32 protein-coding genes, 1 pseudogene and 2 riboswitches are annotated in these 25,417 nt (G+C 53.4%); of the genes and pseudogenes, 12 read left to right on the top strand and 21 right to left on the bottom strand.

Annotation, left to right across the window (positions count from 1 at the left end):
• Positions 1-24: 24 nt before the first annotated feature.
• The 10 genes from I8J29_RS08205 to I8J29_RS08160 all read right to left on the bottom strand — a co-directional run bounded on the left by I8J29_RS08205 (position 25) and on the right by I8J29_RS08160 (position 7,649).
• Positions 25-987, bottom strand: a complete 963-nt coding sequence (locus I8J29_RS08205) for a D-2-hydroxyacid dehydrogenase (protein WP_208847115.1) — start codon at positions 985-987, stop codon at positions 25-27.
• 475 nt (positions 988-1,462) lie between these two features.
• Entirely contained in the window at positions 1,463-2,716 is a 1,254-nt protein-coding gene (locus I8J29_RS08200; RefSeq protein WP_208847114.1) for a phage major capsid protein, read from the bottom strand.
• Between the two features lie 2 nt (positions 2,717-2,718).
• Positions 2,719-3,192 (bottom strand): helix-turn-helix domain-containing protein, encoded by a 474-nt coding sequence (locus I8J29_RS08195; protein ID WP_208847113.1) that lies wholly within the window; start codon positions 3,190-3,192, stop codon positions 2,719-2,721.
• A gap of 251 nt (positions 3,193-3,443) precedes the next feature.
• Positions 3,444-3,902 carry an NUDIX domain-containing protein gene (locus tag I8J29_RS08190; RefSeq protein ID WP_240545974.1) on the bottom strand — a complete coding sequence of 153 codons (459 nt, stop codon included), beginning with the start codon at positions 3,900-3,902 and terminating at the stop codon, positions 3,444-3,446.
• Between the two features lie 412 nt (positions 3,903-4,314).
• A complete protein-coding gene (locus I8J29_RS08185; RefSeq protein WP_208847112.1) occupies positions 4,315-4,683 on the bottom strand; it encodes a hypothetical protein in 369 nt (122 codons plus the stop codon).
• Positions 4,680-5,045, bottom strand: coding sequence for a hypothetical protein (locus tag I8J29_RS08180; protein WP_208847111.1), 366 nt, complete (start codon positions 5,043-5,045; stop codon positions 4,680-4,682). The genes I8J29_RS08185 and I8J29_RS08180 overlap by 4 nt, the downstream gene beginning before the upstream one ends.
• Positions 5,042-5,971: a DnaA ATPase domain-containing protein gene (locus I8J29_RS08175; protein WP_208847110.1), complete on the bottom strand. Its 930-nt coding sequence runs from the start codon at positions 5,969-5,971 to the stop codon at positions 5,042-5,044. The genes I8J29_RS08180 and I8J29_RS08175 overlap by 4 nt, the downstream gene beginning before the upstream one ends.
• Entirely contained in the window at positions 5,871-6,656 is a 786-nt protein-coding gene (locus tag I8J29_RS08170; RefSeq protein ID WP_208847109.1) for a hypothetical protein, read from the bottom strand. The genes I8J29_RS08175 and I8J29_RS08170 overlap by 101 nt, the downstream gene beginning before the upstream one ends.
• 405 nt (positions 6,657-7,061) lie before the next feature.
• Complete coding sequence (locus I8J29_RS08165) at positions 7,062-7,403, bottom strand: helix-turn-helix domain-containing protein (protein WP_208847108.1); 342 nt, start codon at positions 7,401-7,403, stop codon at positions 7,062-7,064.
• A gap of 33 nt (positions 7,404-7,436) precedes the next feature.
• A complete protein-coding gene (locus I8J29_RS08160) occupies positions 7,437-7,649 on the bottom strand; it encodes a helix-turn-helix domain-containing protein (RefSeq protein WP_208847107.1) in 213 nt (70 codons plus the stop codon).
• A 237-nt stretch (positions 7,650-7,886) separates the two neighbouring features.
• Between I8J29_RS08160 and I8J29_RS33695 the strand changes: the two are divergent.
• Positions 7,887-8,117, top strand: a pseudogene (locus I8J29_RS33695) (helix-turn-helix domain-containing protein); the annotation flags it as partial.
• A gap of 807 nt (positions 8,118-8,924) precedes the next feature.
• Positions 8,925-10,121: a tyrosine-type recombinase/integrase gene (locus I8J29_RS08150; RefSeq protein WP_208847105.1), complete on the top strand. Its 1,197-nt coding sequence runs from the start codon at positions 8,925-8,927 to the stop codon at positions 10,119-10,121.
• A gap of 612 nt (positions 10,122-10,733) precedes the next feature.
• On the opposite strand, the gene I8J29_RS08145 is transcribed toward I8J29_RS08150, so the two are convergent.
• Positions 10,734-11,048: a WGxxGxxG family protein gene (locus I8J29_RS08145; RefSeq protein ID WP_240545973.1), complete on the bottom strand. Its 315-nt coding sequence runs from the start codon at positions 11,046-11,048 to the stop codon at positions 10,734-10,736.
• A 193-nt stretch (positions 11,049-11,241) separates the two neighbouring features.
• Here I8J29_RS08145 and I8J29_RS08140 point away from each other — a divergent pair, with 193 nt between their 5' ends.
• The 5 genes from I8J29_RS08140 to I8J29_RS08125 all read left to right on the top strand — a co-directional run bounded on the left by I8J29_RS08140 (position 11,242) and on the right by I8J29_RS08125 (position 13,522).
• On the top strand, positions 11,242-11,808 hold the full coding sequence (locus I8J29_RS08140; protein ID WP_208847104.1) for a CBO0543 family protein: 567 nt from the start codon (positions 11,242-11,244) through the stop codon (positions 11,806-11,808).
• Positions 11,748-12,431, top strand: a complete 684-nt coding sequence (locus tag I8J29_RS08135) for a hypothetical protein (protein WP_208847103.1) — start codon at positions 11,748-11,750, stop codon at positions 12,429-12,431. The genes I8J29_RS08140 and I8J29_RS08135 overlap by 61 nt, the downstream gene beginning before the upstream one ends.
• 2 nt (positions 12,432-12,433) lie before the next feature.
• A complete protein-coding gene (locus I8J29_RS34165) occupies positions 12,434-12,562 on the top strand; it encodes a hypothetical protein (protein ID WP_276316264.1) in 129 nt (42 codons plus the stop codon).
• Positions 12,563-12,590: 28 nt separating this feature from the next.
• Positions 12,591-13,073 carry a hypothetical protein gene (locus tag I8J29_RS08130; RefSeq protein ID WP_208847102.1) on the top strand — a complete coding sequence of 161 codons (483 nt, stop codon included), beginning with the start codon at positions 12,591-12,593 and terminating at the stop codon, positions 13,071-13,073.
• A gap of 131 nt (positions 13,074-13,204) precedes the next feature.
• Complete coding sequence (locus tag I8J29_RS08125) at positions 13,205-13,522, top strand: metal-sulfur cluster assembly factor (RefSeq protein WP_208847101.1); 318 nt, start codon at positions 13,205-13,207, stop codon at positions 13,520-13,522.
• A gap of 92 nt (positions 13,523-13,614) precedes the next feature.
• Here I8J29_RS08125 and I8J29_RS08120 read toward each other — a convergent pair whose 3' ends face one another.
• Together I8J29_RS08120 and I8J29_RS08115 are read right to left on the bottom strand one after the other, a co-directional pair.
• Positions 13,615-13,782 (bottom strand): hypothetical protein, encoded by a 168-nt coding sequence (locus I8J29_RS08120; protein WP_177222031.1) that lies wholly within the window; start codon positions 13,780-13,782, stop codon positions 13,615-13,617.
• An 18-nt stretch (positions 13,783-13,800) separates the two neighbouring features.
• Positions 13,801-13,874: riboswitch (cyclic di-GMP riboswitch) on the bottom strand.
• Positions 13,875-13,901: 27 nt separating this feature from the next.
• A complete protein-coding gene (locus tag I8J29_RS08115; RefSeq protein WP_208847100.1) occupies positions 13,902-14,135 on the bottom strand; it encodes a hypothetical protein in 234 nt (77 codons plus the stop codon).
• Positions 14,136-14,497: 362 nt separating this feature from the next.
• Here I8J29_RS08115 and I8J29_RS08110 point away from each other — a divergent pair, with 362 nt between their 5' ends.
• From I8J29_RS08110 to I8J29_RS08100, 3 genes are all read left to right on the top strand, one after another.
• A complete protein-coding gene (locus I8J29_RS08110) occupies positions 14,498-14,968 on the top strand; it encodes a hypothetical protein (protein ID WP_208847099.1) in 471 nt (156 codons plus the stop codon).
• Positions 14,969-14,999: 31 nt separating this feature from the next.
• Positions 15,000-15,164 (top strand): hypothetical protein, encoded by a 165-nt coding sequence (locus I8J29_RS08105; RefSeq protein ID WP_208847098.1) that lies wholly within the window; start codon positions 15,000-15,002, stop codon positions 15,162-15,164.
• 583 nt (positions 15,165-15,747) lie between these two features.
• Positions 15,748-16,188, top strand: coding sequence for a hypothetical protein (locus I8J29_RS08100; protein WP_208847097.1), 441 nt, complete (start codon positions 15,748-15,750; stop codon positions 16,186-16,188).
• Positions 16,189-16,371: 183 nt separating this feature from the next.
• Here I8J29_RS08100 and I8J29_RS08095 read toward each other — a convergent pair whose 3' ends face one another.
• Positions 16,372-17,139 carry a glycoside hydrolase family 73 protein gene (locus tag I8J29_RS08095; protein ID WP_208847096.1) on the bottom strand — a complete coding sequence of 256 codons (768 nt, stop codon included), beginning with the start codon at positions 17,137-17,139 and terminating at the stop codon, positions 16,372-16,374.
• Positions 17,140-17,310: 171 nt separating this feature from the next.
• Between I8J29_RS08095 and I8J29_RS08090 the strand changes: the two genes are divergently transcribed.
• Together I8J29_RS08090 and I8J29_RS08085 are read left to right on the top strand one after the other, a co-directional pair.
• Positions 17,311-18,708 carry a hypothetical protein gene (locus tag I8J29_RS08090; protein ID WP_208847095.1) on the top strand — a complete coding sequence of 466 codons (1,398 nt, stop codon included), beginning with the start codon at positions 17,311-17,313 and terminating at the stop codon, positions 18,706-18,708.
• Between the two features lie 112 nt (positions 18,709-18,820).
• Positions 18,821-19,567: an MBL fold metallo-hydrolase gene (locus I8J29_RS08085; protein WP_208847094.1), complete on the top strand. Its 747-nt coding sequence runs from the start codon at positions 18,821-18,823 to the stop codon at positions 19,565-19,567.
• Positions 19,568-19,755: 188 nt separating this feature from the next.
• On the opposite strand, the gene I8J29_RS08080 is transcribed toward I8J29_RS08085, so the two are convergent.
• The 7 genes from I8J29_RS08080 to I8J29_RS08050 all read right to left on the bottom strand — a co-directional run bounded on the left by I8J29_RS08080 (position 19,756) and on the right by I8J29_RS08050 (position 25,417).
• Positions 19,756-20,199, bottom strand: coding sequence for a Fur family transcriptional regulator (locus tag I8J29_RS08080; protein ID WP_090637744.1), 444 nt, complete (start codon positions 20,197-20,199; stop codon positions 19,756-19,758).
• 223 nt (positions 20,200-20,422) lie between these two features.
• A complete protein-coding gene (locus I8J29_RS08075) occupies positions 20,423-21,241 on the bottom strand; it encodes a TatD family hydrolase (protein ID WP_208847093.1) in 819 nt (272 codons plus the stop codon).
• Between the two features lie 34 nt (positions 21,242-21,275).
• Positions 21,276-22,052 (bottom strand): ABC transporter ATP-binding protein, encoded by a 777-nt coding sequence (locus I8J29_RS08070; RefSeq protein ID WP_420831101.1) that lies wholly within the window; start codon positions 22,050-22,052, stop codon positions 21,276-21,278.
• Positions 22,049-22,825 carry an ABC transporter permease gene (locus I8J29_RS08065; protein ID WP_208847092.1) on the bottom strand — a complete coding sequence of 259 codons (777 nt, stop codon included), beginning with the start codon at positions 22,823-22,825 and terminating at the stop codon, positions 22,049-22,051. The genes I8J29_RS08070 and I8J29_RS08065 overlap by 4 nt, the downstream gene beginning before the upstream one ends.
• The gene (locus I8J29_RS08060; protein WP_090637752.1) at positions 22,815-23,117 is read right to left on the bottom strand and encodes a thiamine-binding protein; all 303 of its coding nucleotides are present in this window, start codon (positions 23,115-23,117) and stop codon (positions 22,815-22,817) included. Before I8J29_RS08060 ends, I8J29_RS08065 begins: the two co-directional genes overlap by 11 nt.
• A gap of 3 nt (positions 23,118-23,120) precedes the next feature.
• The gene (locus I8J29_RS08055) at positions 23,121-24,212 is read right to left on the bottom strand and encodes an ABC transporter substrate-binding protein (RefSeq protein WP_208847091.1); all 1,092 of its coding nucleotides are present in this window, start codon (positions 24,210-24,212) and stop codon (positions 23,121-23,123) included.
• A 259-nt stretch (positions 24,213-24,471) separates the two neighbouring features.
• Positions 24,472-24,581, bottom strand: a riboswitch (TPP riboswitch).
• 122 nt (positions 24,582-24,703) lie between these two features.
• Entirely contained in the window at positions 24,704-25,417 is a 714-nt protein-coding gene (locus I8J29_RS08050; protein ID WP_208847090.1) for a DnaD domain protein, read from the bottom strand.

Below are 25,417 nucleotides of genomic sequence, written 5' to 3'. Positions count from 1 at the left end.
ATGATGCAGAAGCCCCGCACGCCGTCAATTCACCCGGTTGACGGCGTTCCCGCGCAGGAACGACCGCACGTTGTTCGCGGCGACCGCCATGAGCCGGCTCCGCGCTTCGACGGTCGCCCAGCCGATGTGCGGCGTGACGAGGCAATTCGCCGCCGCGAGCAGCGGATGGCCGGGCGCCGGCGGCTCTGCGCCGAGCACGTCCAGCCCCGCCCCGGCAATGCGCCCTTCGTTCAGCGCGTCGGCCAGCTCTTGCTCGACGACGTGAGCGCCGCGCGCCGTATTGACGAGCAGCGCGTCCCGCTTCATCAGTGCCAGCGTATCGCGGTTCACGATCCCCTGCGTGTCCGGCGTGAGCGGACAATGCAGCGAGACGATATCCGCCTCGCGGAATGCGTCCTCCTTCGTCACGAACCGGACGGCTTCCAAGCCCGCGACGTCCTTCGGCGTGCGGGTATGTACGATGACCTTCATGCCGAACGCCAGCGCGATCCGCGCGACTTGTTGGCCGATGCTGCCGAATCCGATCAACGCGAGCGTCTTGCCGGCCAGCTCGCGCAGCGGCGACAGCGTGAACGTGAAATCCGGCCCGGCTGCCCAGCGGCCGCCGCGGGCGGCGTCGCTGTGAACGCCCACGCGGCTCGCGAACTCCAGCAGGAACGCGAAGACAAGCTGCGCGACCGAAGCGTTGCTGTAGTCCGGCACGTTCGCGACGACGATCTCTCTTGCCGCCGCCTCATTCAGGTCGATGATATTGTAACCGGTCGCCAATACGCCGATATAAAGCAGCGACGGCAGTTCCCGGATAATCTCCGCCGGAAGCGGCGTTTTATTGGTTAAGACCAACTCCGCCCCCGCCGCGCGGGATACGATCTCCTCGTACGAGGTGCGGTCGTATACCGCCAGTTCCCCTAATACGCTGATCTCGTCCCAGCTCAAGTCGCCCGGATTCAGCGTGTAACCGTCCAACACCACGATCTTCTTCTGCATGCGATCCCCTCTCCGCTTCCAAGTCTGGCCGTGCTCTAAGAAGATCATACAACAGGAATTCGGAAGCCGTAACGCATTTCGGGAAAAATGATTTCCAACCCGAGGTATAAGTCGCCGCAATCTGGGTATTCTGAAGATATCGGCGTCGCGAGATGCCGTAGACAACCGCGGAGAAGACTTACGTTTCCCCATAAGCTCTTCGTCCGGTTTCTCCTCTCCCATGAAAGGGGCCCTTCGAAAGAAGGGCCCCGGATTTTTAATTACCCCAGTAATATCAAGCTTTTTATCACTTTATGTTTTAACATCATCACAAAATAAATCAAATTGATGACGAATTGATGACGAAGATAAAATAAAAACAAGGGCTCAGCTGCTCTTAGATAATCGCACCTGGCCACGATTGTTCTCGCTTTCCTTCAATATAAGGTACAGACAAAAGGCCCGCACATCTTGTGCCGGCCTTGGCATGTTTTGTTTAAGCTGGAACGATTCCCTCAATGGCTACAAAGTGATTTGGCTTGGACGCCAGTACGTCTGCACGGAGGTAAGCCCTAATGACTACTTGGAGCTTACCAAACGCCCCTTCAGCCTCTCTGCTCGTTTCTAAGGTAAGGTTAGTGCGGGTACCAATGTAGAGCTTCGACCAGTCCCCCAGAAGCGCCACGCTCGCGTTATTTGTGGTACCATGTGCAAGGTTGATGGGGACTTGATTGGTCGAGTATTTCTTAAGGCTCTCAAACGACGCTGGAGCCTTCAGAGGCTGTCCCGAAGTGTCCGTAAGCCGATCTACAGCACCGGCTGTTCTCGGGGCCCATATGACCCCTGTAGCTTCTCCGTTGACATTCTGGATCATTTCAGCCGCTTGGGAAAACGGGAAATACCCTTCCAACTTGTCACCGTTAACGCCCATATCAATCTTTTGCAATCCGGAGGTACGGTACAGTCCTAGCGGTTCATCATCGATTCCAGTACCGAACAATGTGGCGCGATCCAATTCTAGGGCGAGAGCTGCCGCAAGTTCTTGTTCTATAATAGAATCAATGTTTTCCGCATCCTCGAACAATTCTACACTTAAACGCACCATTCCAACTAGCGTCTTAGCCTTCAGGTCAGCTGCACCAAAAGTTACGTCAGATTCAGCAATAGGAGCATTTTCAGCTTTCCATGCAACTGCTGGTCCGTTAATAACCTTGGCCAGCGTCAATGCATTGGATTCCATTGGGATGGTTAATGCGCCTGCCTGGATAACCCTAGCTTGGTTGCGCGCCAGGTCGATTACCTCTGTAGAAAGCAATTCCGGCACAAGTACGCCACCGCCGGTAAGTACGTTCTCGGACATTGCACGACGCTCCGCTTCTGCATTCGTCCAGTTTCCGGTTACGATCCCCTTAACGTACTTCCCTAAAGAAAGCGTGCGCTTCTGCCCGTCCATCATATAGGGCTTCGCAAGTGTACTCATACGTTGTTCTCTTTTCAGAGACCGGGTTTCGTTTAGAGCTCCTGCAGCTGGTTCGCCTCCAAGCGGATCTACTTTAGAATCGTTTGAAATTCGGCCCTGATCTACATTGTCCAATTCTTCCAGCGCTTCAATTTGTTCTTTTAAGGTGCGCATTTCTGCGGAAATTGCTCGCACCTCTTCAAGTTTATTTTCATCTGCCATCTGATTTGCCAAAGTTCGTTTCTCGGCCATTTGCTGTTTCAACGCATTAATTTTCTTCAAGTTTCTCATGGTTACACCGCCTTATTGTTTCTAGATTCGAGTACGTTTACAAGCAGTTCAAGCGATTCGAAAGATTCATCGTTATACGTACCTGCTAATGACATTACTTTGCGAATGAATGAGGATACGGAATCAGTTTCGTCCAAGCGTGTAATAACTTTTTTGAAATCAGAAATAATTGTCTCTGGTCTTGCGTTGCCACTCTTAAATGCTGTTACTGCCTTTTCTGCTACTTCGATCAGTTCGAGAAAAGTGTTTTTATAGCTGTTTTGATTAAGCGGCTGCAATACATCGATTGCGCCCCCCAGCTCCATGGCCCTGTCACCACGTTTGATTGACTCGTTAAGCATTTGGTCAATCTGCTCGTCTGATATTTCCCATGCTCCATGGTAGTTTTTCGTTGCCTTGAGACGCCCATCATCAATCATGTTGTAAATCGTTCTTGGATGCACCTTGAGTGTTTCTGCCGCTTCCCTTACTGTCATTTCATCACCTTCCTGAACATTTTTTCTACATGGATAATGCTATCATTGGTGTTTGGACAGGAAGCGGACATCGTACAGACATTTCTTCTGGATGCCGCTTGGGGACTTTTTTTCACGCTAGAGGGGGACGCGGTCTGTGGACATCCCTTCATTTTTTTGCAGCCCGCGGGGGGAAAGGCCCTGGAAAGATAAAAAGGTAGCCGACTAAAAACGTCGGCTACCTTAAATCTTTGTTAAACTATCGTCTCCCGTTAGCGTAATGCCTTACACCATCTAAGGACTGCCTCGTCAACTTCATCGATATAACCTACATTATCGGTAAAATTCCAAAATAAAATTTTGTCTGTTTCATCATTTTCTTTAAACGGAACTACCTTATCTAATTCTGCATAATAAATTGGGTTATACTTCATTGTTCCATCTGGTTTTCTAACTTTCAGTAAGCCCCTAAGCTCCATATCCTTAACGACCTGCCCTGTTTCCTCATAAAGCTCCCGAATCGCACATTCCTTCGTCGTTTCATTGCCATCTCTTCCTCCAGCAGGTACTTCCCACTGTTTTCTCAGTGTATTAAAACAAATCAGATACTTACTATCGAATCGAACTACGGCGTATGAACCTGCCAGCGGTGAGTAATGATTTAGTTCGTGTTCATTCAATGAGATGCACTCTACAAACTCGTAGCCATCTTTATTAATAATAGCTGTCAATTCGAGCCCTCCTTCCCTCAAATTGTACCATAATGTTACAGGAGACTATTAAGCAAATCTGCCCGTTAGTTTAATGCCACCCTTTAATTTTACAATATTCCCACCTATCCAGGCAGAGTAATTTTTGAAGAACGAATTACACATATCTTATATTTTGTGAAATTCGCGGCATATCGCCAAACGCTTGGGAATACTGGGTTTGAGCCGATTTCAGAAAATGAATTTCACCTATCCTGCAAATGAGTAATTGAGCGAATGAGACGTAAGTTCCACTCGTTCAATTACTCCATTTTCTAGGAGATTGGGTTGGCCATACCGGACATTCTGTTCAACTCGCTCGACTTCGCAAACGCTTAGGAATATTGATCTTTTCCTTTTTTTTTAGAACGAGTTGCACATACCCGCAATATGTTCAACTAGAGATTAAGAACTCAAAATTTCCTGTGACCTTCGCCGCGATTATCAGTTCTGTAATTCCAGTTATTATTCGCCTATCAATGGTTGAGTCAGAATACATGCCCGCAAAATGTAAAACAGTAATTTTGTGAGGCTGCCCTTTAAGATACCTGAAAGCTATGATTTTCTTAATCTCTTCATCTCCGATCAAATCGATTAAGCTTTCAATCATTTGAACTTTCTTATTAAGTTTCTCGTATTCAGCAGAATTGTTCTCACAATGCGCTTCAAAAAAACCTAATAAGGATTTGTTTTTCCGATACTGCTCCAAAGTTATTTTCATTTGGCGATATTCTGCCTTCGAAACTTCAAGCGTTTTAGTCATGCTAATTCACCCCACATTTTAAACGATCTTGCTATATCGTTAATACCTTCAGTTATCTTGCGAAGCAATGTTCTCTCGGTGTAAGCAAGCCCACTAAAGAACAACATGGTCTGAGCATAAGATTGGCCTTTTAAGTACCTATGGGTTAGTAGCCGTTTGATGTCCTCGTCCAGTATCAATTCAATTGCTCTTTCAACCAATTCAAGTAAGCGACTCATTTCAACATAAGCGGGTATTGTTTGAAGATTCTCAGGAAGTTCATGTTTTTCGAAATCTTTAACAAAGGCCTTCGTTTTCGGGATAGTCTCCAAAATAGATTTCATTTTGTTGTATTCAACTTTAGTTACCTCGTAAGTCATCATTCCGTTTCGATTCCCCTCTTCCAGATATAATCACGATCAATGGAACGCCGCCGATCCGGCCCAACCATTTCAATAAATTCGGATTGACCGGTGATACGGCTAGAAATCTTCCCGCCATTGAATGGCAGCCGGCTTTTAATCCTACCTACAGCGTAATTGCTCGAAAAAATGGTTATTCGCTTCTTCCTCCACCGCTCATCCAAAATGCCAAACAATTTACCTTCGGCCCATTCTGTGTATTGAGCCGAAAAAATATCATCGATCATAAGGATAGGCACCTGATAATAACGATGTAAAACTTCCCTTTCACTTTCAACGTTCTTTCGTTCATATGTAGCTTTAATGTCCCCGAACAACCGCTCTTCGTTCACGAAAATTCCAGGTTGTTTTCGATGTGCCAGAGCATTGGCTATACACTGCATGAGAAATGTTTTACCTGTACCGAATGCGGACATCTCTTTTACTTGCTTGTTCAAGGATTCCGCCCTTTGTGCTTCTTTGACTTGCTTGCTTAAATAATCAGCTCTGAGTTCGTCACCGAAAACGTAAAGCCATGTGCCGTTATTGATATGAGCATCCAGATTCCGAATGAATGAAATTGCCGCTTCGAATTGCTTCATGTTGTCATCATCAATCAATGCGTTTTTGAAAGTGTGGCGCAATTCCTTATTAGTAAAATCCTCTGAAGGATTAAACTCTTTAAATCGTCTTTCTTTAACGCAGCTACATGGCTCCATGCTTGAGATATAAGTTTTGGTTTCATCAGTAAATTGATAAATCACTTCATTGTCCGAGCATATCGAACATTTATATAAGCTTTGCTCTTTAGTTGTAGAGGTCTGCGTATGGATCTTCATCTGCTCGATACGGTTCGCCAGCATTCTTGCTATCTTTTCTCCTTCGTTCGGCCATTCGATTTTCTTCATGGTGCTTGGCTCCCTTCAACTCATCTTGACGTACACGATCTATGACCCAATTGAGAACGGCCCGGTAATCGCTCTTATACACTCTGCCTGAAGCTCCCTTATAGTTATCCAGTGTGCTAATACACCGCTTAGTAAAATCTTCTCCTTCCGCTTCACAAAGCTTCTGATATTCTGCTTCAGTTAATGAGACGAATTCAGAAAAATACTTCTTTATCTCTTTTTTCTTACCATTCTTTTCATTCTTATCATTCTTTACATTCTTGTTTGTGCTCACTAGCTGCTCATTTGTTGATCGTTTGTTGCTCATCGATTGCTCAAATGACTGCTCATTCTGTTGCTCGTCATTTTGGTAAAAAGACCAATTAACCACGGTAACAATGGAGAATTTGTTGCTCGAATTGATGCTCACTAAACCATGCCTTTCTAAGGTCTGTAACCATCTCCACACCGTATACTCCGCAACTTGGTCGCTTCGCTTTAATCCTCTGTTATACATGCCATGAAGGTCGAATCTACCTGTTACAAATTGTCCTGGACTGAGTGAAACTGTTTGTCTTCCGACTGGTTGTTGATGCTTTTTATGACTCGCTTCAAGTAAACAAATGCTCCACAATCTATATAGCTGAAGATCATTAAAAATTGGATTTTCCCTAATTTTTCTATGAAGCTTAATCCAACCTTCCATCCTCACTTCCTCATTTCAAGTCGTTGAATAATTGATATACTTCAACTACAATTAAGGTTGAACAATAATGATTTACTTTGCAGGTTGCCTCTATTCGCAGTAGGGGCAACCCAACTTTTTTCGATTTCCTCAACTATGTCGTAAAAGAATTTCCCACGCATGATCCTCACACCACAACAAGAACCTGATTTCGTGCATATTGGAAACACGTAAGTCCGTTCTCCAAGAGTTTGAATCATCCTCTCAGAGCAAATTTCTGCAACGTATGTCATCATGCCAAATATCACTTCCAGCTTTTCGACAGATTTCATTTCTGAATCTGTCCGAGCTAAGTTTACAAATGTCTTTATTGCGGTACGAACTCCAACTTTTTGGATGACGATCTTAACGTTACTTTTAATTTCATTATTTGAGCATCGGTTCATTTTGTACCGCTCCCTCTCCCCATCCGATACAATTTTCTTTTTCTTGTTCATGCATCCACTTATCCAAACTTCCAGCTCGGAAAAATATTTTTGGTTTTTTTGAATTTGCAGCCCCACCCCTGTAATGGGGTATTTGCTTTTGTTTACAGAGAGTATAAATCGTATCTTCAGAGAGGCCAGTATAGCGTGCAGCATCTGGAACCGTTAGACAATGATGGTACACTTCGGTGTAAATGATCGGCAGAAGCTCCCCTCGAATTTCTTCGATCAGCTTCTGTTTAATTGATTTAAAAAAATCAGATGTTTCTTTTTCAAATTGCATGAATCTTTCTCCCTTCCTGATACCTTTTGGCAATTATTTATTTAAATGAAACAACTTCTTTAGACTTGTACTTTTAAAAACGCTGATTAGGCCTGCAATAAACTCATTACCAGGCGCTCTTTGACCACGAAAGACACGGTATACTTGCGTCCGCGAGACACCAATTTCGGCTGCTAATTTCTTTTCATCCCAGCCTTTCTGCTCCATAATTTGCCTAATGGTTTCTATGTTTAAATTTAGCCTCATACCCCTTAACCTCCTCTCCACTTTGTTACCATAAGGCAACATTACCTTATGGCAATAATATAAATCCGATTAGCCAAAAGGTAAAATTGACTAATAGATGATTTTCTTGATAAAAACATATGTTCTCTCACATATACTTGCTATTGCTATCTCATTCATCATTTTTCATTTTGCCAAATGGCAACAAAAATGATATTATGCCTTTAGGTAAAGATATAACGGGAGGAGTACAAAATAATGGAGAACAGTTTCGGGGATTACCTTAAAGAACTACGGTTATCAAGAAACATGAGTATCAATCAATTGGCAGAAGAATCGGGGATCAGCAATTCGCAAATTTCAAGGATAGAAAACGGGTTGCGTGGAATTCCAAAACCTGAAACGATCCGGAAAATTGCAGATGCTTTAAAGGTTGAATACGAAGTGCTTATGAATGAAGCTGGTTATTTGCCTGATAAAAAGGACATAAATACAATAATTGAAACTGGTAAGCAATATATAGATAAAGCCAGAAGCGACGCATTAATATCATCGGAGTTTTTAGATGAAACAGAAAATATGTTAAAGCGCGTTATAGAAATTGATAGTTTTATTGAAAACAACCCAAACATTGATGTAGAAACAAAATTTAATAAATACCTGGAATTGCAAGGATATATTGAGAATGCAATTTATGGTATGGAACGTATCAATAAACGAGTTTTGATTTCGATGAACCGATCACAAGGAAATGGGCAAGTACCTGAAAACTTGAGGACTATTTCTCTAAAATATTTGAACTTAGCCAATGTACAATTAAATAAGATTCGTCCGTTTAGAAACAATACCAAAAGTGAGAATGATGAAGCTGATTATGACATCATTGTTGATTTGTGGTTAGACGATATCATCCCCTATATCTCGTTTGATGAATCTAGATTCTTCCCAGTCGTAAAGGAAGAAATTGACGATATCCTTTTTGAAGTAGCTCCAGAGATTCGAGATCAGATCGAAATTACGCCTCAAGGCTTACCTAGATCCTTAAAATCGATAGTAAAAAGTGACAGTAAGATAGTCGACAAAATCCTAAATCCTCTCAGGTTAATTGGATTCAGATATAAAGCAAATGCAATCGACAATCCAAGTTCAAAAAAATATACTCTCGATCTTGAAAAATGGTTAAAAGAAGGTTCAATTATGTATCACAATATAATTCTAAATGAAGATCAGAAGCAGCATTTATTACGGACACTAAGCTTTATGGTACAAGATGACACAAGATAAGGGGGAGTCTAGGTGGCATCGTTTCAGAAACGCGGGAAAAATTCGTGGTATATGTACGTTGAGGTAGGTACAGACTCTTCTGGCAAGCGAATTCGAAGAACACAAACTGTAAAAGTAGATGATTCACAATTATTGAAGTCGCCAAAGAAATTAAATGCATATTTGAATGAAGAATTATTAAAGTTCAAAATGCTTATAGAGTCTGGTCAGTATATAACCCCTGAAAAAATGAGTGTATCAAAATTTATTGATATATGGATTGATAAATTTGTAAACAAAAATCTTGAAGAGACAACAGCCTTCAATTATTCTTATCATGCAAATAAACGTATAAAGCCTTATTTCGGGGAAAAATCAATTGAAAAGATAAAGACTATGCATATAGTCGATTTTCTAAATGAACTTGCTGAAAACAATGTTGGAGCAGCTACACGTGTGTATATTTTCCGCGTCCTTAGAAGCATTTTTATAAAAGCTCAAGAGTGGAAGGTTATTCCTCAAAATCCGATGGAAGGTGTTTCCAAACCAAAAGAAACGCCTCAAGAGATGTCTGTATATAACGAAGATGAGGTTTTATCTTTACTAACCTCTCTCCAAACAGAAAGTATTCGTTTGAGAGTAATTATTACTTTAGCTCTTACAACTGGAATGAGAAGAGCGGAAATTCTTGGATTAGAATGGAAGCATATTGATTTAGAAAATGGAACTATCGATATTAAGCAAACTATACCTATGTTTAAAAATGGTCTCCCTATAATAAAGGGCCCAAAAAGAAAAAGCTCATTCAGAAGAATCGTTATCCCCACTTCCCTAGTATCTGAACTTAAAGCTTATCAAGCCCATATGATGAAAGTCAGATCAAACTCAGAAGTGCCTTGGAAAGGTGGGGAATACTATTTCTTATTTGCGAGTGAAAACGGTGTACCACTCTACCCGAAAACAATTAGCGATAACTGGAGAGAATATATTAAGCGCATTCCAGGAATGAAATATATACGATTTCATGATTTAAGACATACATCTGCAACTTTACTAATCAATCAAGGAATTCACGCGAAAATCATTTCGAATCGACTTGGGCACTCAAAAATCTCCACTACTATGAATGTTTATGGTCATGTTATTGAGTCTGCTGATAGGGCTGCAGCAGATACTTTTGATGCCTTATTATCAGCAAAATCAAAAAAAGCAAAACAAGAATTTCGATGACTAGGTTGATGACAAATTGATGACTTAATACACAATACATATGCCGACAACACCCAAATATACAGACTCAGTTACTTCAGAAACCCATATTTATCAAGGTTCTAAAGAATATATCGGCAATCAACAGAAATGAAAACACACATCTCCCATGAAAGGGGCCCTTCGAAAGAAGGGCCCCGGATTTTTTTTAACCCCCGAAGATCACCGCTATTTTCGAATTATTTTCGCAACCTCGGCTTCCGCTTCATCATTTCACTGCACGCTATCGCCCCATGAGCTAACTGCGCGGCGCGGCGTTAAAGCTAACCTTCGCTCGAACGTTTCCGAGTTAACGGGAGTTACGCTTATTACTGGAAATATTTCAATCCGCTGGTTTATGTCTTCTATATAAAGGATAATGAATTTACGAACGAACTCAGGCAAGCGCAACTTGCGGCCAGACGTTCGCTTTCAGGCTCATGCGCGCCCCGAACCGGCGGCCGCCGTCTGCCAGGTTCGCGTAAAGTGCCGGTCACCTAACCGGACAGCAGGCCTTCCTTTGCAAAAAACGAAAGCCCCGGCGTAAATTCGCCAGGGCTTTTATTCTTGTTGCTTGGAATCGTTAAACGCTTATTAGCTGCGTTCCGGGTGACGGTCATGGTTACGGCTTCTTAGGCCGGCCAGACCGATCAATCCCAACAATCCCAGCCAACCCCAATCAAAATCGTTGTCGTTATCCACGGCGTTGGCGCGGTAATTGCCGCCCGTCGCGGTCGAGGTCGCGTTGTAGCTGTTCGTATTCATTCCGCGCCCGTCGTACGACTGGTTATTCATAACCCCGTTGTTACTTTGGTTCGTGGCCGTTCCATGAGCGTCTAGGATGCCGGTGCCCAACATGAAAGCCAAACAGCCGACCAGCAGCGTTGCCAATCCGAATTTCTTTTTCAACTCCATCTAACTCCTCTACAGGGTAGTTTATATTTCTAACATTGGTTTTCCCGCAGCCGAGTTGAAATATTTCGGGAAATACTCCCATTCGTTTGCCCGCGTCGACTACTTGAGTAGTCGGCGCCGCATCCCATTGCATGAACGGAAAGAAACGGGAGCATAGTAAAGAAAAGCATGTTTTGAAAGGAATATTATGGATATTCCGAAATTAAACGAAATCAAAGCGCTCGAGCGTTTGCTCACGAAGCTGAAGATGCAATACCTGGTTCACGATGATTTGTTCTCCTTGCCTTGGTGGGTGCTCCTCGTGACCTTGATCGTGCCTTGGCTGATCTGGTGGAAGCTGGTGGACAAGAGCCGGATTGCAATCGTTTTGGTTTTTGGCTTATCCATTAGTCTGCTTGTTTCCCTGATGGACGAGATCGGAACCGCGTTCGGCTTGTGGTCCTACCCGACCCAGTTATTGCGGATTCTGCCCCGCTTGTATCCCGTCGATTTCTCGTTTCTTCCCGTGGTCCATATGCTGCTGTTCCAGTACTTCAAAAACTGGTGGCCGTATCTGATTTCCTTAGCCGTCGTCGGCGCCGTGTTTTCCTTTCTTGGCGAGCCGCTCTTCGTCTGGCTAGATATTTATCAACTGGATCATTGGAAGTATTATTATTCGTTTCCGATCTACATCGTCAAAGGATTATTGTTAAAATGGCTGGTCGAAGCGCTAATGGCCAAAGCCGGGAAACAGGCCGGAGGGATGAATTCGTGAGAAGGAACCCGGAGCATCGCGCGGAGAACGGAAACCGGCAGGTCAGGCGGCCCAAGCTTTCGATGTCGCCCTTCAACTCGAATAATCTCATGGTGCAGAATCCGTATATGGTGATGTGGTGGTCGGCCGCTATGCCGGGGGCGGGGCATATCATGGTCGGCAAGATCGTCAAAGGGTTCGCGCTGTTCCTATGGGAATTCGTCGTCAACACCCAGTCGAATCTGAACGAAGCCATCGGCTATTCCATGCTCGGCCGCTTTCCGGAAGCAAAGGCGTGCTTGGACTTGCGCTGGTTTTTCATGTACGTCCCCATCTTCATCTTCGCTTGCTGGGATTCTTACCGATTGACCACCGAGGTGAACCAATTCGCCGTATTGGCATACCGCGAGCAATCGCCGATTTCGGCCATGAAAGTCAATTCGATCGAAATCAATTATTTGGCGAAAACGAATCCCTGGGTTGGCGTAGGCTGGTCGCTGCTCGCTCCCGGGGTGGGCCACCTCATCGCCCGCAATACGTATCAGGGTTGCTGTGGTATATCGTTGTCGTCTACCAATCCCACGCCTTGGAAGCTCTCTATTATACGTCGGTCGGATTGTTCGGCGAGGCCGCTCGGATTCTAGACATGGAATGGGCGTTGTTCTTCCCTTCCATCTTCGGCTTCGCCGTCTGCGACTGCTACCACCGCATTATCGAAATGAATGAATTGTTCAAGCTCGAGCAAGCCCGGTTCTTAGAGGAGCATTATGCTTAATTATGCCGATTCAAGGAGAGTAACCCGCATGTACGTGGTATCGATATTCGAGCATTCGCTAAAACTGGAGTTGGCCATATCCGAGCTGGAGCAGCACCGCGTCATGCGGGAGGACATCGTGGCCGTTCCGATGAATAAACAAGCGCGCGAGAAAAGCTATTTCGATCCCTATAACACGGACGGGCTTAACATGTTCCTCGTCTCGGTTCTGGCTACCATCATGATGCTGCTCGGGGTTATTTACGGCTTCCGTCTGTATTGGGGACCGATTCTATGGGGCATGATCGGATTGGCGAGCGGTACCGCGATCGGCTTTGCGCTCGATAAAGCCGTAAAGACGGCTTCGCGCAAAAAGAAACTCAAAGCGAACATTCGCGACGTCATCCTGTTGGTCAAATGCGGAGAAAAGCATGCGCGTCTGATCGAGGACATTTTGATCTCCCACCAGGCATTGAGCGTCGCGGTGATCGCAAACAACCGTCTGGACTTGGAGGCGGCCGAATCTGAATGAAACTCGGTTCGCCCTTCGCCGCTATCCTTGTTCTTCGGAAGATCGGTCTGCGGGATAGAACGGCGGCGATAGCTTCGCATCGCCCGGGGCATGCTATAAGGTAATCGAGGAGCAAAGGAGCGGGGTACCCGATGAACAAGGAAACGGCGATCTTGTCCGCGCTGGAGGAAGTCAAGGATCCCGAGGTCGGCGCGAATATCGTGGATCTGGGGCTGGTCTACGGCATCGATGCGGAGGCGGACGGAACCGCGGTCATCCGAATGACGCTGACCATCCCGGAATGCCCGCTCGCCGGCGAAATCGTGCGGGACGTGAAAAACGCGGCATTGTCCGTGAGCGGCGTCAACGACGTGCGGGTGAAGTTGGTGTGGGAACCGAAGTGGACGCCGGCGATGATGAACGACAACGCCCGGGAAGAGATTCGCGCGCTTCGCCAGGCGGGGCACTGATTAAGCCCGGCTTCATGGAAGAACAGCTTGCCGCGGTATTCCGCCGCAGGCAAAACAAAAGCCGCCTTCCGGTCAAGCCCGGTTTGGCGGCTTTATCGTTTCGCGTTCAACTCGCTTCGGAGAAAGGCCAGGAACCGCAGCGCTTCTTCGCGCGTCAACTCCCGTTCGCCCAGCGCAAAATTGAATTGCTTCAGAATGGTCTCATCGTCCAAATGAAGCGCGTCGACTAGGTCCTGAATATGCTTGTCGATGTCAACCACGGCCAATTTCCCTCCTCATCCGGCAGCTGGCTGGCATTGAAGCCCCTATAGCTTTGCGTCACCATTTTTCAATGGTTTTGCCTTGACTTGCTTACGTTTGATCGGGAAGCGATGAATGCTTAAGGAAGACGGAGTCGTTGCGCTAACGAACGGCCCGGATTCGCGGGATAGTCATCCGGGATCTGATCGGCATTGCCCTCGCAAGTCTCTTCGTCCATGCTTATCGCAAACGCCTGGCCTTCTGTCTCTCTTGGGCCTGCTTCAACATCCAGTTCGGCGTCTTTCCACGCGTTGAATTTAACTGAACTAATCCCGAGCTGCTGTATTATATCACTTAAATCCAACTTCATCAATTTCCCTTCCTCCCATCCGCCTAAGGCATTCATGACGAACCAACGTCATTAACCATAGCAAGAATCGGACGAGGAAGTTGTCGAACGAGGTCGGCGATTTTTGTCGAAATCAACTTCATTTACCACATCGAATTTTTATTGACAATCCACCGCTTCTGTGTTCTCGAAAATATTCGCTTTTGGCGGAAAGTTCCGATCCGCGAGGCGCCCGGCTTTTTTCGGCGAGAATGCCGATTCGACAAAACAAACGGCCGCTCGCCCCTGCGGTTCGACTTACTTTTTAGCCGAGATTTAATAAAATGCTGTTATTCCGAAAACATTCATGATCAATGATACGATCAAAGGAGATTACAACCCGTCCTATGAAAACAAGAGAATGCTCCTCCCAAGCGACGTTCGAAGCACTTATTTCGCGCATGGTCATTGCGAGAACGAAAAAAGAAGCCGTCGAGAAAGCAGCCTACGAATTGAACGCGCATAACGCCGACGCCGACCGGATCACGCTGCGCGGCGAACGGGGCGAACCGTTCCTCTTCATCGTCGACAAGGTCGAACTGCTGGATTGGCATGACGCGGACCTGACGGATTGCTGCCATCAATTCAAGGTTTTCGGCCGGATGCGCTTGGCGCTTCGGCCCCAGCAGACCGCGTTCGATCCAAGCGGCGAAGGAGAACGCGGAGCCTTCCGCCTGCCCGTCACGTCCGTCGGCGACAACCCCGTGTTCGTGCTGCCGAACGGATCGGAGCCTTGTTTCTTGACGGTGCTGCAGCAAAGCATGTCCTGGGAATCTTCGCGCATCAAAAGCATCGCTCACCTTAGCAAGCTTGCTTGAACCCGAAATCATTCATCGAGGAGATGGTAACATGCGGACGATCTACGAAAACTACAGAGGCTTTACGATTTTCAAGCAAACGAACAATTACAACGCGGTCAAGAACAGTACGGACGACAATCCAAACGAAATCGTGTTCTGCCACCGGCAGCTGGGCGAAGTCCTGAACACGGTCGATAAGTATATCGAAGAATAACCGGCAGCCGGAACGAATCATCCCGCCCATGACGGATACGAATCCCATAAAGCAACCCGCGATCGCAAAGCAACCCGCGCCCGGCAGCCGTATACCGGACCGGGTTGCTTGTTTGCCTTGCGTCCCTTCGCCGAGGCGGCGTCCGGCTACACGCGCTTTCAGGCGGTTCGGAGGTCCGGCATGACGGCCAGAATCCGCGCGACGCGAAATACGCGAGGCGCCCGTTTCTCCATATCGAACGCATTGACGCGATCCCCTTGAACCGCATCCACCCGAATCCGGCGCTGCGTTATCCGGCCGGACCGATCACAGTATATCATCGTCACGACCGTACCCACGTACTTTTCGGGCATCTCCGATCCCTCCTGATCCGTTTCCGTCTTTTTCTACAGTATAGAACAGAACGCTTGTTCCTATCAAGCGTCAAACTCGTTCGTCCGTCCGGGAATTACCGGAAATCCAATTATGAATTATTTTTTCCATATTTTACTATATTAATTTTTATTATTTCGGAAGGAAAACGTTTCTTGGCAAGGAAATCATGTAGAGCGATGCAATCATGACCAGAAAGGAATGTTCGAGGTTGAAAGCATTCCATCTTGACCGGACGGGTTCGATTCGGGAACATGCCGAAATCGGGCTGTTGAAGGCGCATGGTTTGGCGGAGCCGGCCATGGCGGAGACCCTGCGCGCGCATTACCCGCACGGCCTCTCGTATCACGGACGAGCCTATTTCACGGAAAACCCGCTGCACGGCCAATTCGGAATCGAAGCGATCTTCGAATACGAACGACGCCTGCATTTCCCGGCGCTTCCCTCCCGGTTCGAATCGTTCTTCGCCGCGGCTACGCTCGAGGAGCTGATGTTTCAATGGTTCCCTCGCTTGGTGCCTCCCTACGAGAACGGGCATGTCTGGGAAATCGAGTTCGAGCATGCGTACTGGAGCGGGGAACGCAGCGATGCGCCGATGATGGAAATCATCGTCAAGCCTCCGCTTACGGCGACCCGGAAAGTGCGGTTTTAAACCGTTCGCCGGCTTAACCTGAAAGCGCTTCAACGACGAAGGACCCGCCTGGCGCCTCTTTGAAACTCGAAGCGGCCGCCGGCGGGTCCTTTTCGTATTCATGTTGCCTGCCGCGCCCGCGGCTCGCGGACGCGGGTGCTGCACCGGATTCGATAAGCGATGCGTTCTGCCGGATAACGCCGATCAGATCAATTTCGCCCGGCGCAGCACGGACAAGATCCGGTAAAAATCGTAGCTGGCGCCGTTCGGCGAATCCACCAGCTTCTCCTGCACCGCCGCCGCTACGGCCTCCTTCGCCCAAGCGGGAATCTCCTTCACCGCGTGCAGCGCTTCCAGCTGCGCCGTCCGGTCCCTGAGCGCCTGCATCGCGCCGTTCTGCTCGTCGAGCTTGCCCTGCAGCGCCGCGTTGTCCGCCGCCAGCTTCGCGACGGCCGCTTGAAGCGCGTCGAACGCCTGCCTTTCCTCCGCCGTCATCGGCTCTCCCTCCTCGCCTCTCGCGTCGCTGTCCTTCAGCCGGTTGTCGCTGATGATGCGGATGAGCTTGTCGGCATAAGCCGGATCCGTCGCGTAGCCGCTGGCCTGCAGCATCCGCGCCTGCGCCTCCGGCGTAGCGGCGTTCCGGACGGCGTCGTACCGGCTTCGCGCGTAGAGCAAATCCTGGTCCTTATAAAAATCGCCGACGCTGTCGTACGCCCGGAACGACGCCACGACCTCCACCCGCCTGCCCCCGACCGTCTCCCAGGTGCGCTTGTTCACGACGTCGCCTTTCCAATACCCGTTCGGAACGCCGCCGGCCGCTTTCAATCCGCCGAGGTTGTTCCAGGCCGGAATCGTGCCGCCGGTCTCGAGCCAGCTCTGCGCCAGCCGCACCGACGGGAAGATCGGGGAGCCTTCGGCATACAACCGCCGCGCGATCGGCCGCAGCAGCCCGAAAAACGATTGTTTGTCCATCGCGAGCCTCCCTCCGGCTTATACAAGCCTGCGGCATGTATATGCAGCCCGCGGCGCGCGCGGCACCGCTGGCGCCCGCAAGCGCCGGCCGTACGGACGAACGCCCATCTCCGCCGCTGCATACGATGTAGCACGAACACCAGGGTTTCGACTCGAAGGAGAGGGTGACACGTGGAATTGCATTTGGTTCCGCTGCATTGGGTTTACCTCGCGTTTATCGTGCTTATACTCGGCGTGCTGATCAAACGCCGGGATACGACGCTCGTCTGCGTCGTCGGCATTTTCGCTCTCGGGCTGATCGCGACCGACAGCCTGAGCGGCTCGGTCAGCGGCATTTTCAACAGCTTTATCTATGCGACGACGCAGCTCATCGGCACCATCTTCATCATCTCCGTCATCGTGGCCATGAGCCGCGTTCTGATCCGCACCGGCATCAACGAAATGATGGTCGAGCCGCTGACCCGCTTCATGCGGACGCCCGCTCTCGCGTTCTGGGGCATCGGCCTGATCATGATGGTGACGTCCTGGTTCTTCTGGCCGTCGCCCGGCGTCGCGCTCATCGGCGCCGTGCTGCTGCCCGTCGCGGTCCGCGTCGGCTTGCCCGCGCTCGGCGCGGCGATGGCGATGAACCTGTTCGGCCACGGTATCGCGCTGTCCGGCGACTATATCATCCAAGGCGCGCCGAAGCTGACCGCCGACGCGGCCGGCCTGCCCGTCGCGAGCGTCATGGAAGCGAGCATCCCGCTCGTCGTCGTCATGGGCGTCGTCACGACCGTCGCCGCTTTCTGGATGATGCGCCGCGACATCGCGAACGGCAAATGGCGCGACGGCCTCGTGGCCGGGGGCAGCCCCGCCGCGTCCGCCGGGGAAGACCGGATCGTCCTTCCGAAACGATGGATGCGGGCGCTCGCCGTGCTGATTCCGCTCCTCTTCGTGCTCGACGTCGCCGGCATGTTCGCGCTGAATCTGCAGGGCGGCGACGCGACCGCGCTCGTCGGCGGCACGGCCATCTTCATCCTGCTGCTCGTCACCATGCTCGCGCACCGGAACAAGGGGCTGGAGCAGACGACCGAATACCTGATCGAAGGATTTCAGTTCGGCTTCAAAGTATTCGGGCCGGTCATCCCGATCGCGGCGTTCTTCTACCTCGGCGACTCCGCGTTCGCGACGCTGTTCGGCGACGTGCTGCCGGCAGGCTCGCAGGGCATCGTCAACGATCTCGGCGTCGCGCTTGCCCATCACGTGCCGCTGAACCAAGCGGTCGCCTCCGTCACCCTGACCGTGACCGGCGCCATCACGGGCCTGGACGGCTCCGGCTTCTCCGGCATCTCGCTCGCCGGCTCGGTCGCCCAGCTGTTCGCGTCGGCCATCGGCTCCGGCGCGGCCACGCTGACCGCGCTCGGCCAAGTCGCCGCGATCTGGGTCGGCGGCGGCACGCTCATTCCGTGGGCGCTCATTCCGGCCGCCGCGATTTGCGGCGTCAGCCCGTTCGAGCTGGCGCGCCGCAACCTGAAACCCGTCCTTATCGGCTTGGCGGCGACGACGATCGTGGCGATGTTCCTCGTTTAGGGGTATTGACAAATAATTATTTTTATGCTATAATTAAGAATTATGTTATTGACGAAACCTTTTCCCCTCGGCTAAGATGGTCTTCGAGACTTTCTAAGCGGAGGGATTTTTTATGTTCATCGCAAACGGCATTGCCATGCTCGAACTTCGTGCCGTCGTCATGGGCCGGACAACCGCGATCCATCCGGCCTTGATCTGGCGGGACGACCGCGTATTGCTCGTCGATACCGGTTATCCGGGACAGCTGCCGCTGCTGCGGGAAGCCATGGCGGAAGCGGGGCGCCCGCTTGAATCGCTGACCGACGTGCTGCTCACCCACCAGGACATCGACCATATCGGAGGGCTTCCGGGGCTGCGCGACGGCTTGCCGGCGCGTCCCGTCACGTGGGCGTCGGCGTTCGAACGGCCCTACGTTCAAGGCGAGAAGCTGCTCGTCAAAATCACGCCGGACGCCGTCGATGCGGCCGTCGCCGCCCTGCCGCCGGAAGTGCCGGACGACAAGCGCGCCGCCTTCCGCCAGGCGCTGCTTCATCCGCCGAGCGGGCCGGTCGACCGCCTGATCGGCTACGGACAAGCCGACGCGCCTCTCGTGGACGTCGAAGCGCTGGATACGCCGGGCCATACGCCCGGGCATGTCAGCTTGTATCACCGGCCCAGCGGGACGCTGATCGCCGGCGACGCGCTCGTGCTCGAGGACGGCCGCCTGCAGCTCCCGGACGCCCGGCTGAACAGCGACCACGAGCAGGCGCGCCGTTCGCTCCGGCAGTTGGCCGGGCTCGCCGTCGAGGGCGTCGTCTGCTACCACGGCGGCTATTTCAAAGGCGACGTGCAGGCGCAGCTCCGCGAGCTGCTCGCTTGAACCGGACGCCGCGGCGGAGCGTTCGGCCCCGGTGCGTCACGACCGTCGATGGCGCGCAGCGCAAACAGCGCCGCGGTTCCTTCCCTGAGAAAGGACCGCGGCGCTGTTTTGCCTTGCCTATTCGGTTGAGGATTCGCAAGCAAGACCGGATGCCGGCTCCGCTTCCGAACCCGCCTGCCGCCGCGCGCCTATTCCTTCCGGCACGCCTCGCAGACGCCGAACACCTCGAAGCGGTGGTTGATGATTTTGAAATTGCCGGGCAGGTCGAGCGGCTGCTCCATGGGGCAATACTCGAACGTCAGCGTTTTCTCGCAGTTGATGCAGATCAGATGGTGGTGGTGATGATCAAGGCAGCTGGCCCGGAACTTCAGCCCGCCGTCCATGAAATAAAACTGCTCGAGCGCTCCCATCTCGCTCAGCAGCCGCAAATTGCGATAAACCGTATCGAAGCTGACGCCGGGGTGGGCGACCGCCATTTGATCGTAGACGTCCTTCGGGGACAAGTACCCTTCCGCCCGAGAGAAGATTTCCGCCAGCTCCCGCCGCTGCTCCGTGATCCGCCAGCCGTTGGCGGTCATGATCCCGATCATCTGCTTCACGGGATCCTGGTGCTGGTGCTGTGAATCGGCCATTTTCCTCGCCCTTCCTGTACGGACCGCCGGGTGGCCGGCGACCGCGTCATTAGACTGATAGTGCTAGTTTAGCATATTTCCCCGAAGATTCATCATTTTTTGACCAAATCGCGGAACGCGCGCACAAAAAAGCCCTTCCCGGACCGCCGGAAAGAGCATAAAACAGGCCTGGTCCGCGCTATGGCACGTTGCCCTTCCCCCGCCCCCGCCGCGACGGGCAGGCTCAGGACAAGCCGTAGAACGTCAGCGCGTTGGCCAGCAGCCGTTCCTCGACCTCCGGAACGGGCAAGCCCTTGACCGCCGCGATCTCTTCCGCGACGCGGCGCGTCATTTCCGGCGCCGTGCGGCGTCCCGCGAACGGACCTTCGAACGGCCACGGACCGTCCGTTTCCGTCATCAACAGCCCGAGGGGATACGCGCGGACCAGCTCGCGGATCTCCGCTTCGTAGAGCACGTCCGGCGTGACGGATACCGCGTACCCGTTCGCGATCATGCGCCGCACCGTCGCTTCCGGCCCTTTGAACCAGTGGAAATGCGCGCGCCGGACGCCGTAACGTTCCAGCAAGTCGCACGCCTTCGCCGCATCCTCGTAGACCGCGTGCAGGACGATCGGCCGGCCCAGCTTCGCGGCCAGCCGGACGAACCGTTCGAGCAGCGCGGCGTACGGCGCTTCGTCGAAGCGGCGGCCCGCCTCCTCGGCTTCCGTCCGCGCGTAATACGGCAGCCCGACCTCGCCGACCGCGAACGCTTCGCCCTCCGCCGCGCGCGCCTCGATCCAGGCGACCAGCGCGTCCAGCTCCGCCTCCGGCGGCAGCGGCTGCTCGGGATGAAACCCGTACGCGGGATGGACGCGGCCGGGATGCAGCCGCGCCAGCCGGCGGTTCGTTTCGCAGGAGCCCAGGTGCATCGAGACCGCGACGACGGCCGCTATGCCGCCTTCGCCAAATGCGCGCCTCAGCAGCGGTTCGCGTTCGTGCTCCTCGTACAAATCCAGATGAATGTGGGCATCCGCCCATCGCCCGTATCGCCGCAAGCGGCTCATGGCGCCGCCCCCTTTCCGATTCTTCCCCAGAACGTTAACCGCGCGCCGCGTCGGGCCGCAGCATGTCGTACAGCTCCTGCTTCAAGCGAATGAACGCCGCATCGCTCCAGAGCGCCTCCGAACGCGGCCGCGGAAACGGCACGGCCACTTCGCGCACGATCGACGCCGGCGCGGCCGACATCACCAAGATCCGGTCGGAGAGCAGCAGCGCCTCCTCGATGCTGTGCGTGACGAACAGCACGGAGCGGCGGTTGCTTTCCCAGAGCGAGAGCAGCCAGGCTTGCATGTGCTGCCGGGTGAGCGCGTCCAGCGCGCTGAACGGCTCGTCCAGGCACATGAGCCGCTGCGGCGACAGCAGCGCCCGCAGGAAGGACACCCGCTGCTGCATGCCGCCGGACAGCACGTCCGGGTACTGGTCCGCGGCCGCGTCCAGCCCGATCCGGGCCAGCCAGTCGCGGGCAAGCCCGCGCGCCTCGCGCTTGCCGAGGCCGGCGATCGTCAGCGACAGCTCGATGTTCGCCGACACGGTGAGCCACGGCATGAGCGACGCCTGCTGCGGCATGTAGGCGATATGGCCGCGCGCGCCGACCGTGCTGCGGCCGTGCAGCAGAATATCGCCCGAAGTCGGCAGTTCCAAGCCGCCGATCAGGTGAAACAACGTCGTCTTGCCGCTGCCGGACGGACCGATCAGCGTGACGAACTCGCCGTCGTCCACGCGGAACGACACGTTGTCCAGCACGGCCTTCTCCGGCGTTCCCCGCTTCCCGGGGAACCGCTTGGACAACGCGCTTACTTCCAGTACGGCGCTCACGACGGCCGTCCCTCCCTTCGCCCCTGCGCCGCGCCGCGCGCGAGAAGCCGCTCCGCGAGCGCGATGGCGCCGAACAACGCCAAGCTGAGCAGCACGATCACGCCGATGGCGGCGAATACTTTCACGGTCTCGAAGCCGTGCTGCGCGATCAGCATGAAATACCCGAGGCCGCTGTCCGCGCCGATCGCCTCCGCGTAGATGGCGCTGATGACGGCATAGGACGCGGCGATCTTGAGGCCCGAGAACAGATGCGGCACCGCCCCGGGCAGCTCCAGCCGCCAGAACAGCTGGCGCCGCGAGGCGCCGATCATGCGCATGTAGTCGTACAGCTTGCCGTCGCTCTTCGACAGGCCCGTCATCATGGCCACCGCGACGGGAAAGAACGTCACGAGCGCGATCAGGATGACGCGCGGCAGGGCGCCGAAGCCGAACCAGAGGACGAGCAGCTGGCCGATCGCCATGACCGGCACGTTCTGGCTCAGGACGAGCAGCGGGTAGAAGCCCGCGCGAACCCAGGGCAGCGCGTGCAGCAGCGCCGCGATCAGGAATCCCGCCGCCGCGCCGATGCCGAAGCCGAGCAGCGTGATACCGAGCGTCGCCCGCATATGATGCGCCAGCAGCGGCGCGGAGTCGATCGCCTGCTTGGCGATGGCGGACGGCGCGGGCAGGACGTACGCCTCCGTCCCGAAGAGCCAGACCGCCCCCTGCCAAAGCAGCAGAAAAGCCGCCATGACGATCGCTGGCGGCAGCAGGAGGGCGCGTTTATTGCCCATCCGGGTATTTCTCCAGCAGGGCGTCCATCGACGCGGTGCCTGCCGGCACGTAATACACTTTGATCTGCGAGATGATTGACGGGCAGCCCATCTCCGCCATGGCGGCGTTCATCTCCTGCACGACGGCGAGCAGCTTGTCCAGCTCGCCCTCCATCGTCGTCTCGAGCGGCGCGACGCGGTACGGCACCCCGGATGCCTTGATGACGTCGATGGCGCGGTCGACGTACGGAATGACGCTTTCCCCGTTCGGGGTGCGCGGTAAAATTTGAATGCTCAGCAGTGCGTTAGCCATGAATCAGTTCTCCTTTTCCGGCAGGAAGTCGTTGGTGAAGGCTTTCTCGGCGTCGAGCGGCTTGTCGAGCAGCTTATGGTCGTACATCCAGTCGGCGTAGTTTTTCCACACCGCCAGCTTCTGCTCGCCCCAGCGCGGCGCGTCCGCTTGGTAGCGCGGGCTCAGCCATTCCTGGCTGGCGCGGACGAGATCCGCGTTCAGCTCGGGCACGGCCTTGATCAGCACGTCCGCGGCTTCGTCCGGATGGTCGATCGCGAATCGGTAGCCTTCGGCCGCGGCCGCCATGAACGCTTCCACGGTGTCCTTGTGCCCGGCGATCATCTTCTCGTTCGTCGCCAGCACCGGCGTGTAGTAATCCAGCTTGTCGCTGTAGTCGGTCAGGTAAACCATGTTGATCTTCTCGCCCTTCAGCTCCGCCGCGACCCCGTCCCAGCCGTAGAAAATCCAGGCGAAGTCGATGTTCTTCTTCGTCGCCGTGAAGAAATCGGCGTCGCCGATGTTGGCGATCTTGACCTTCTTGAAGTCGCCCTTGTCTTCTTCCATCAGCGATTGAATGACCGCCGGTTCCGCGGGCGAGCCCCAGCCGCCGTACGTCTTGCCTTCGAACGCCTTCGGCGACGTGATGTTCTTGTCCGCCGGCGACGCGAAGCCGGAGGTGTTATGCTGGATGACCGCCGCGAGCGACACGAGCGGCACGCCTTGGATCCGCGCCTGCGTGACGCCTTCCTGGTAGCTGACGCCGAAGTCGGCGGCGCCCGTCGCGATCATCGTGTCCGCGCCCGCTTCGCCCGGCTGGATGATATCGACCTTCAAGCCGTGCTGCTCGAAGAAGCCTTTGTCGCGGGCCACGTACAGACCCGTATGATTGGTGTTCGGCGTCCAGTCGAGCACGACCTTGATCTCCTTCAGCGCGTCTCCGGCTGCGGCATTCCCGCCGTTTGCGGCCGCGTTCGTACCGCCGTTCCCCGCGCCGTTCGCGGCGCTGCCCGCGTTCCCCTCGTCGTTCTTGGCGCCGCAGCCGGCCAACGCCAGCGCCGCGATCAGCACCGTCGTCAGCGCGGCCGTCCAGCCGCTCCGTCTAATTTTGTGTACCATGTCTCGTTTCTCCCCTCGCCTGCCCTCTTGCCGGACCGCGGATAATCTGCGAATCATGCTGCCCCGAATCGTGATCTGCGCCTCTCGGACGCCCGTCGTCTGCCACCTATCGTGCCCCGAACGCCGATGCGGCATCAGGCCGCGCTTGGCGGTCGCGTGCGCCGCTCGTCCCCGAACGAACCAAAAAGGCATCCCCCTTCCGGAGGATGCCTCTATCAGCTGCTTACGGCTTGCCACGACGCCGTGCCGCGGCGTGCGCCAAGCAATAGTACGCGGTTCCTACGCTGGCATTATCCAGATCAGGTCTAGGGTCGAGATCGTGCGGAATCTCCTCTCAGCCGGCCATGCCCAGCTCCCCGTCGCTATTCGATTGGTTGCAACGAGCTTATTATAGCAGACCTTCCCGTAAAATGGCACCCCCTCCGGGAAAAAAGCCCCGCGAAGGGGATCGGGCGAGCGGAAGCCGCGCTCGCGCATGAAAAAACCGGGGGTTAAAACCCCCGGCCGTTGCGAAATTTCTGCGTATGCGCCTTCGCCTCGTCGGTATTCGTGACGCGGTTGCGGCTCCATTCGATCAAGATCCGGTCGATGTACCGGAAATGCAGCTTGCCGGCGAACACCGCTTCCTTGAGCGCGAACCGGATCAGCTCGTCCGGATACCGGTCCTGGTCGACCCAAGCGCTGATCGTCTCGCATTCCATCGGCGACAGCGGCCGGCCGAACTCCTGCTCGAACGCCGTATACAGATCCGCCGGCTTCGTCCACTCCGCCGCGTCCTGCGCGGCCGTCGGCGATCGCCCGGCTTGCGGCTCCCGTTCGGCGCCGACCGAGCGGCGCGCTTCGTCCGCCAGCCATTCGGCGCCGCGGATCAGGAAGCCCGTCCAGTTGTACCGTTCGATGACGATGCCGCTGACGGGATCGGCCTCTTCGTCGATCGCGAGCAGCCCTTCCTTGATCAAGCGGCCAAGCTGGCCGTGCGCCGTCTTCGGCGCGATGCCGAGCCGTTCCGCCAGCTGCTCGGGCGTCGGGAAATCGACGCCCTCCGCCTGCCGGAACAGCATCAGCTGCAGCATCAGCATCATGTCCGCGTCGGACAGGCCGACGCCGCGGTAAGCGCGCAGCAGACCGGCGGGAACGACGACGCTGCCGCCGTTCATGGCCGCCGCCATCCCGCGCGCGTACGCTTTCCACATGTCTTGTTTCAC

The sequence above is a fragment of the Paenibacillus artemisiicola genome, assembly GCF_017652985.1.
Taxonomy (GTDB): domain Bacteria; phylum Bacillota; class Bacilli; order Paenibacillales; family Paenibacillaceae; genus Paenibacillus_Z; species Paenibacillus_Z artemisiicola.
The sequence above is the reverse complement of the archived record's forward strand: the minus strand, read 5'-3'. Positions and strand labels throughout refer to the sequence as shown.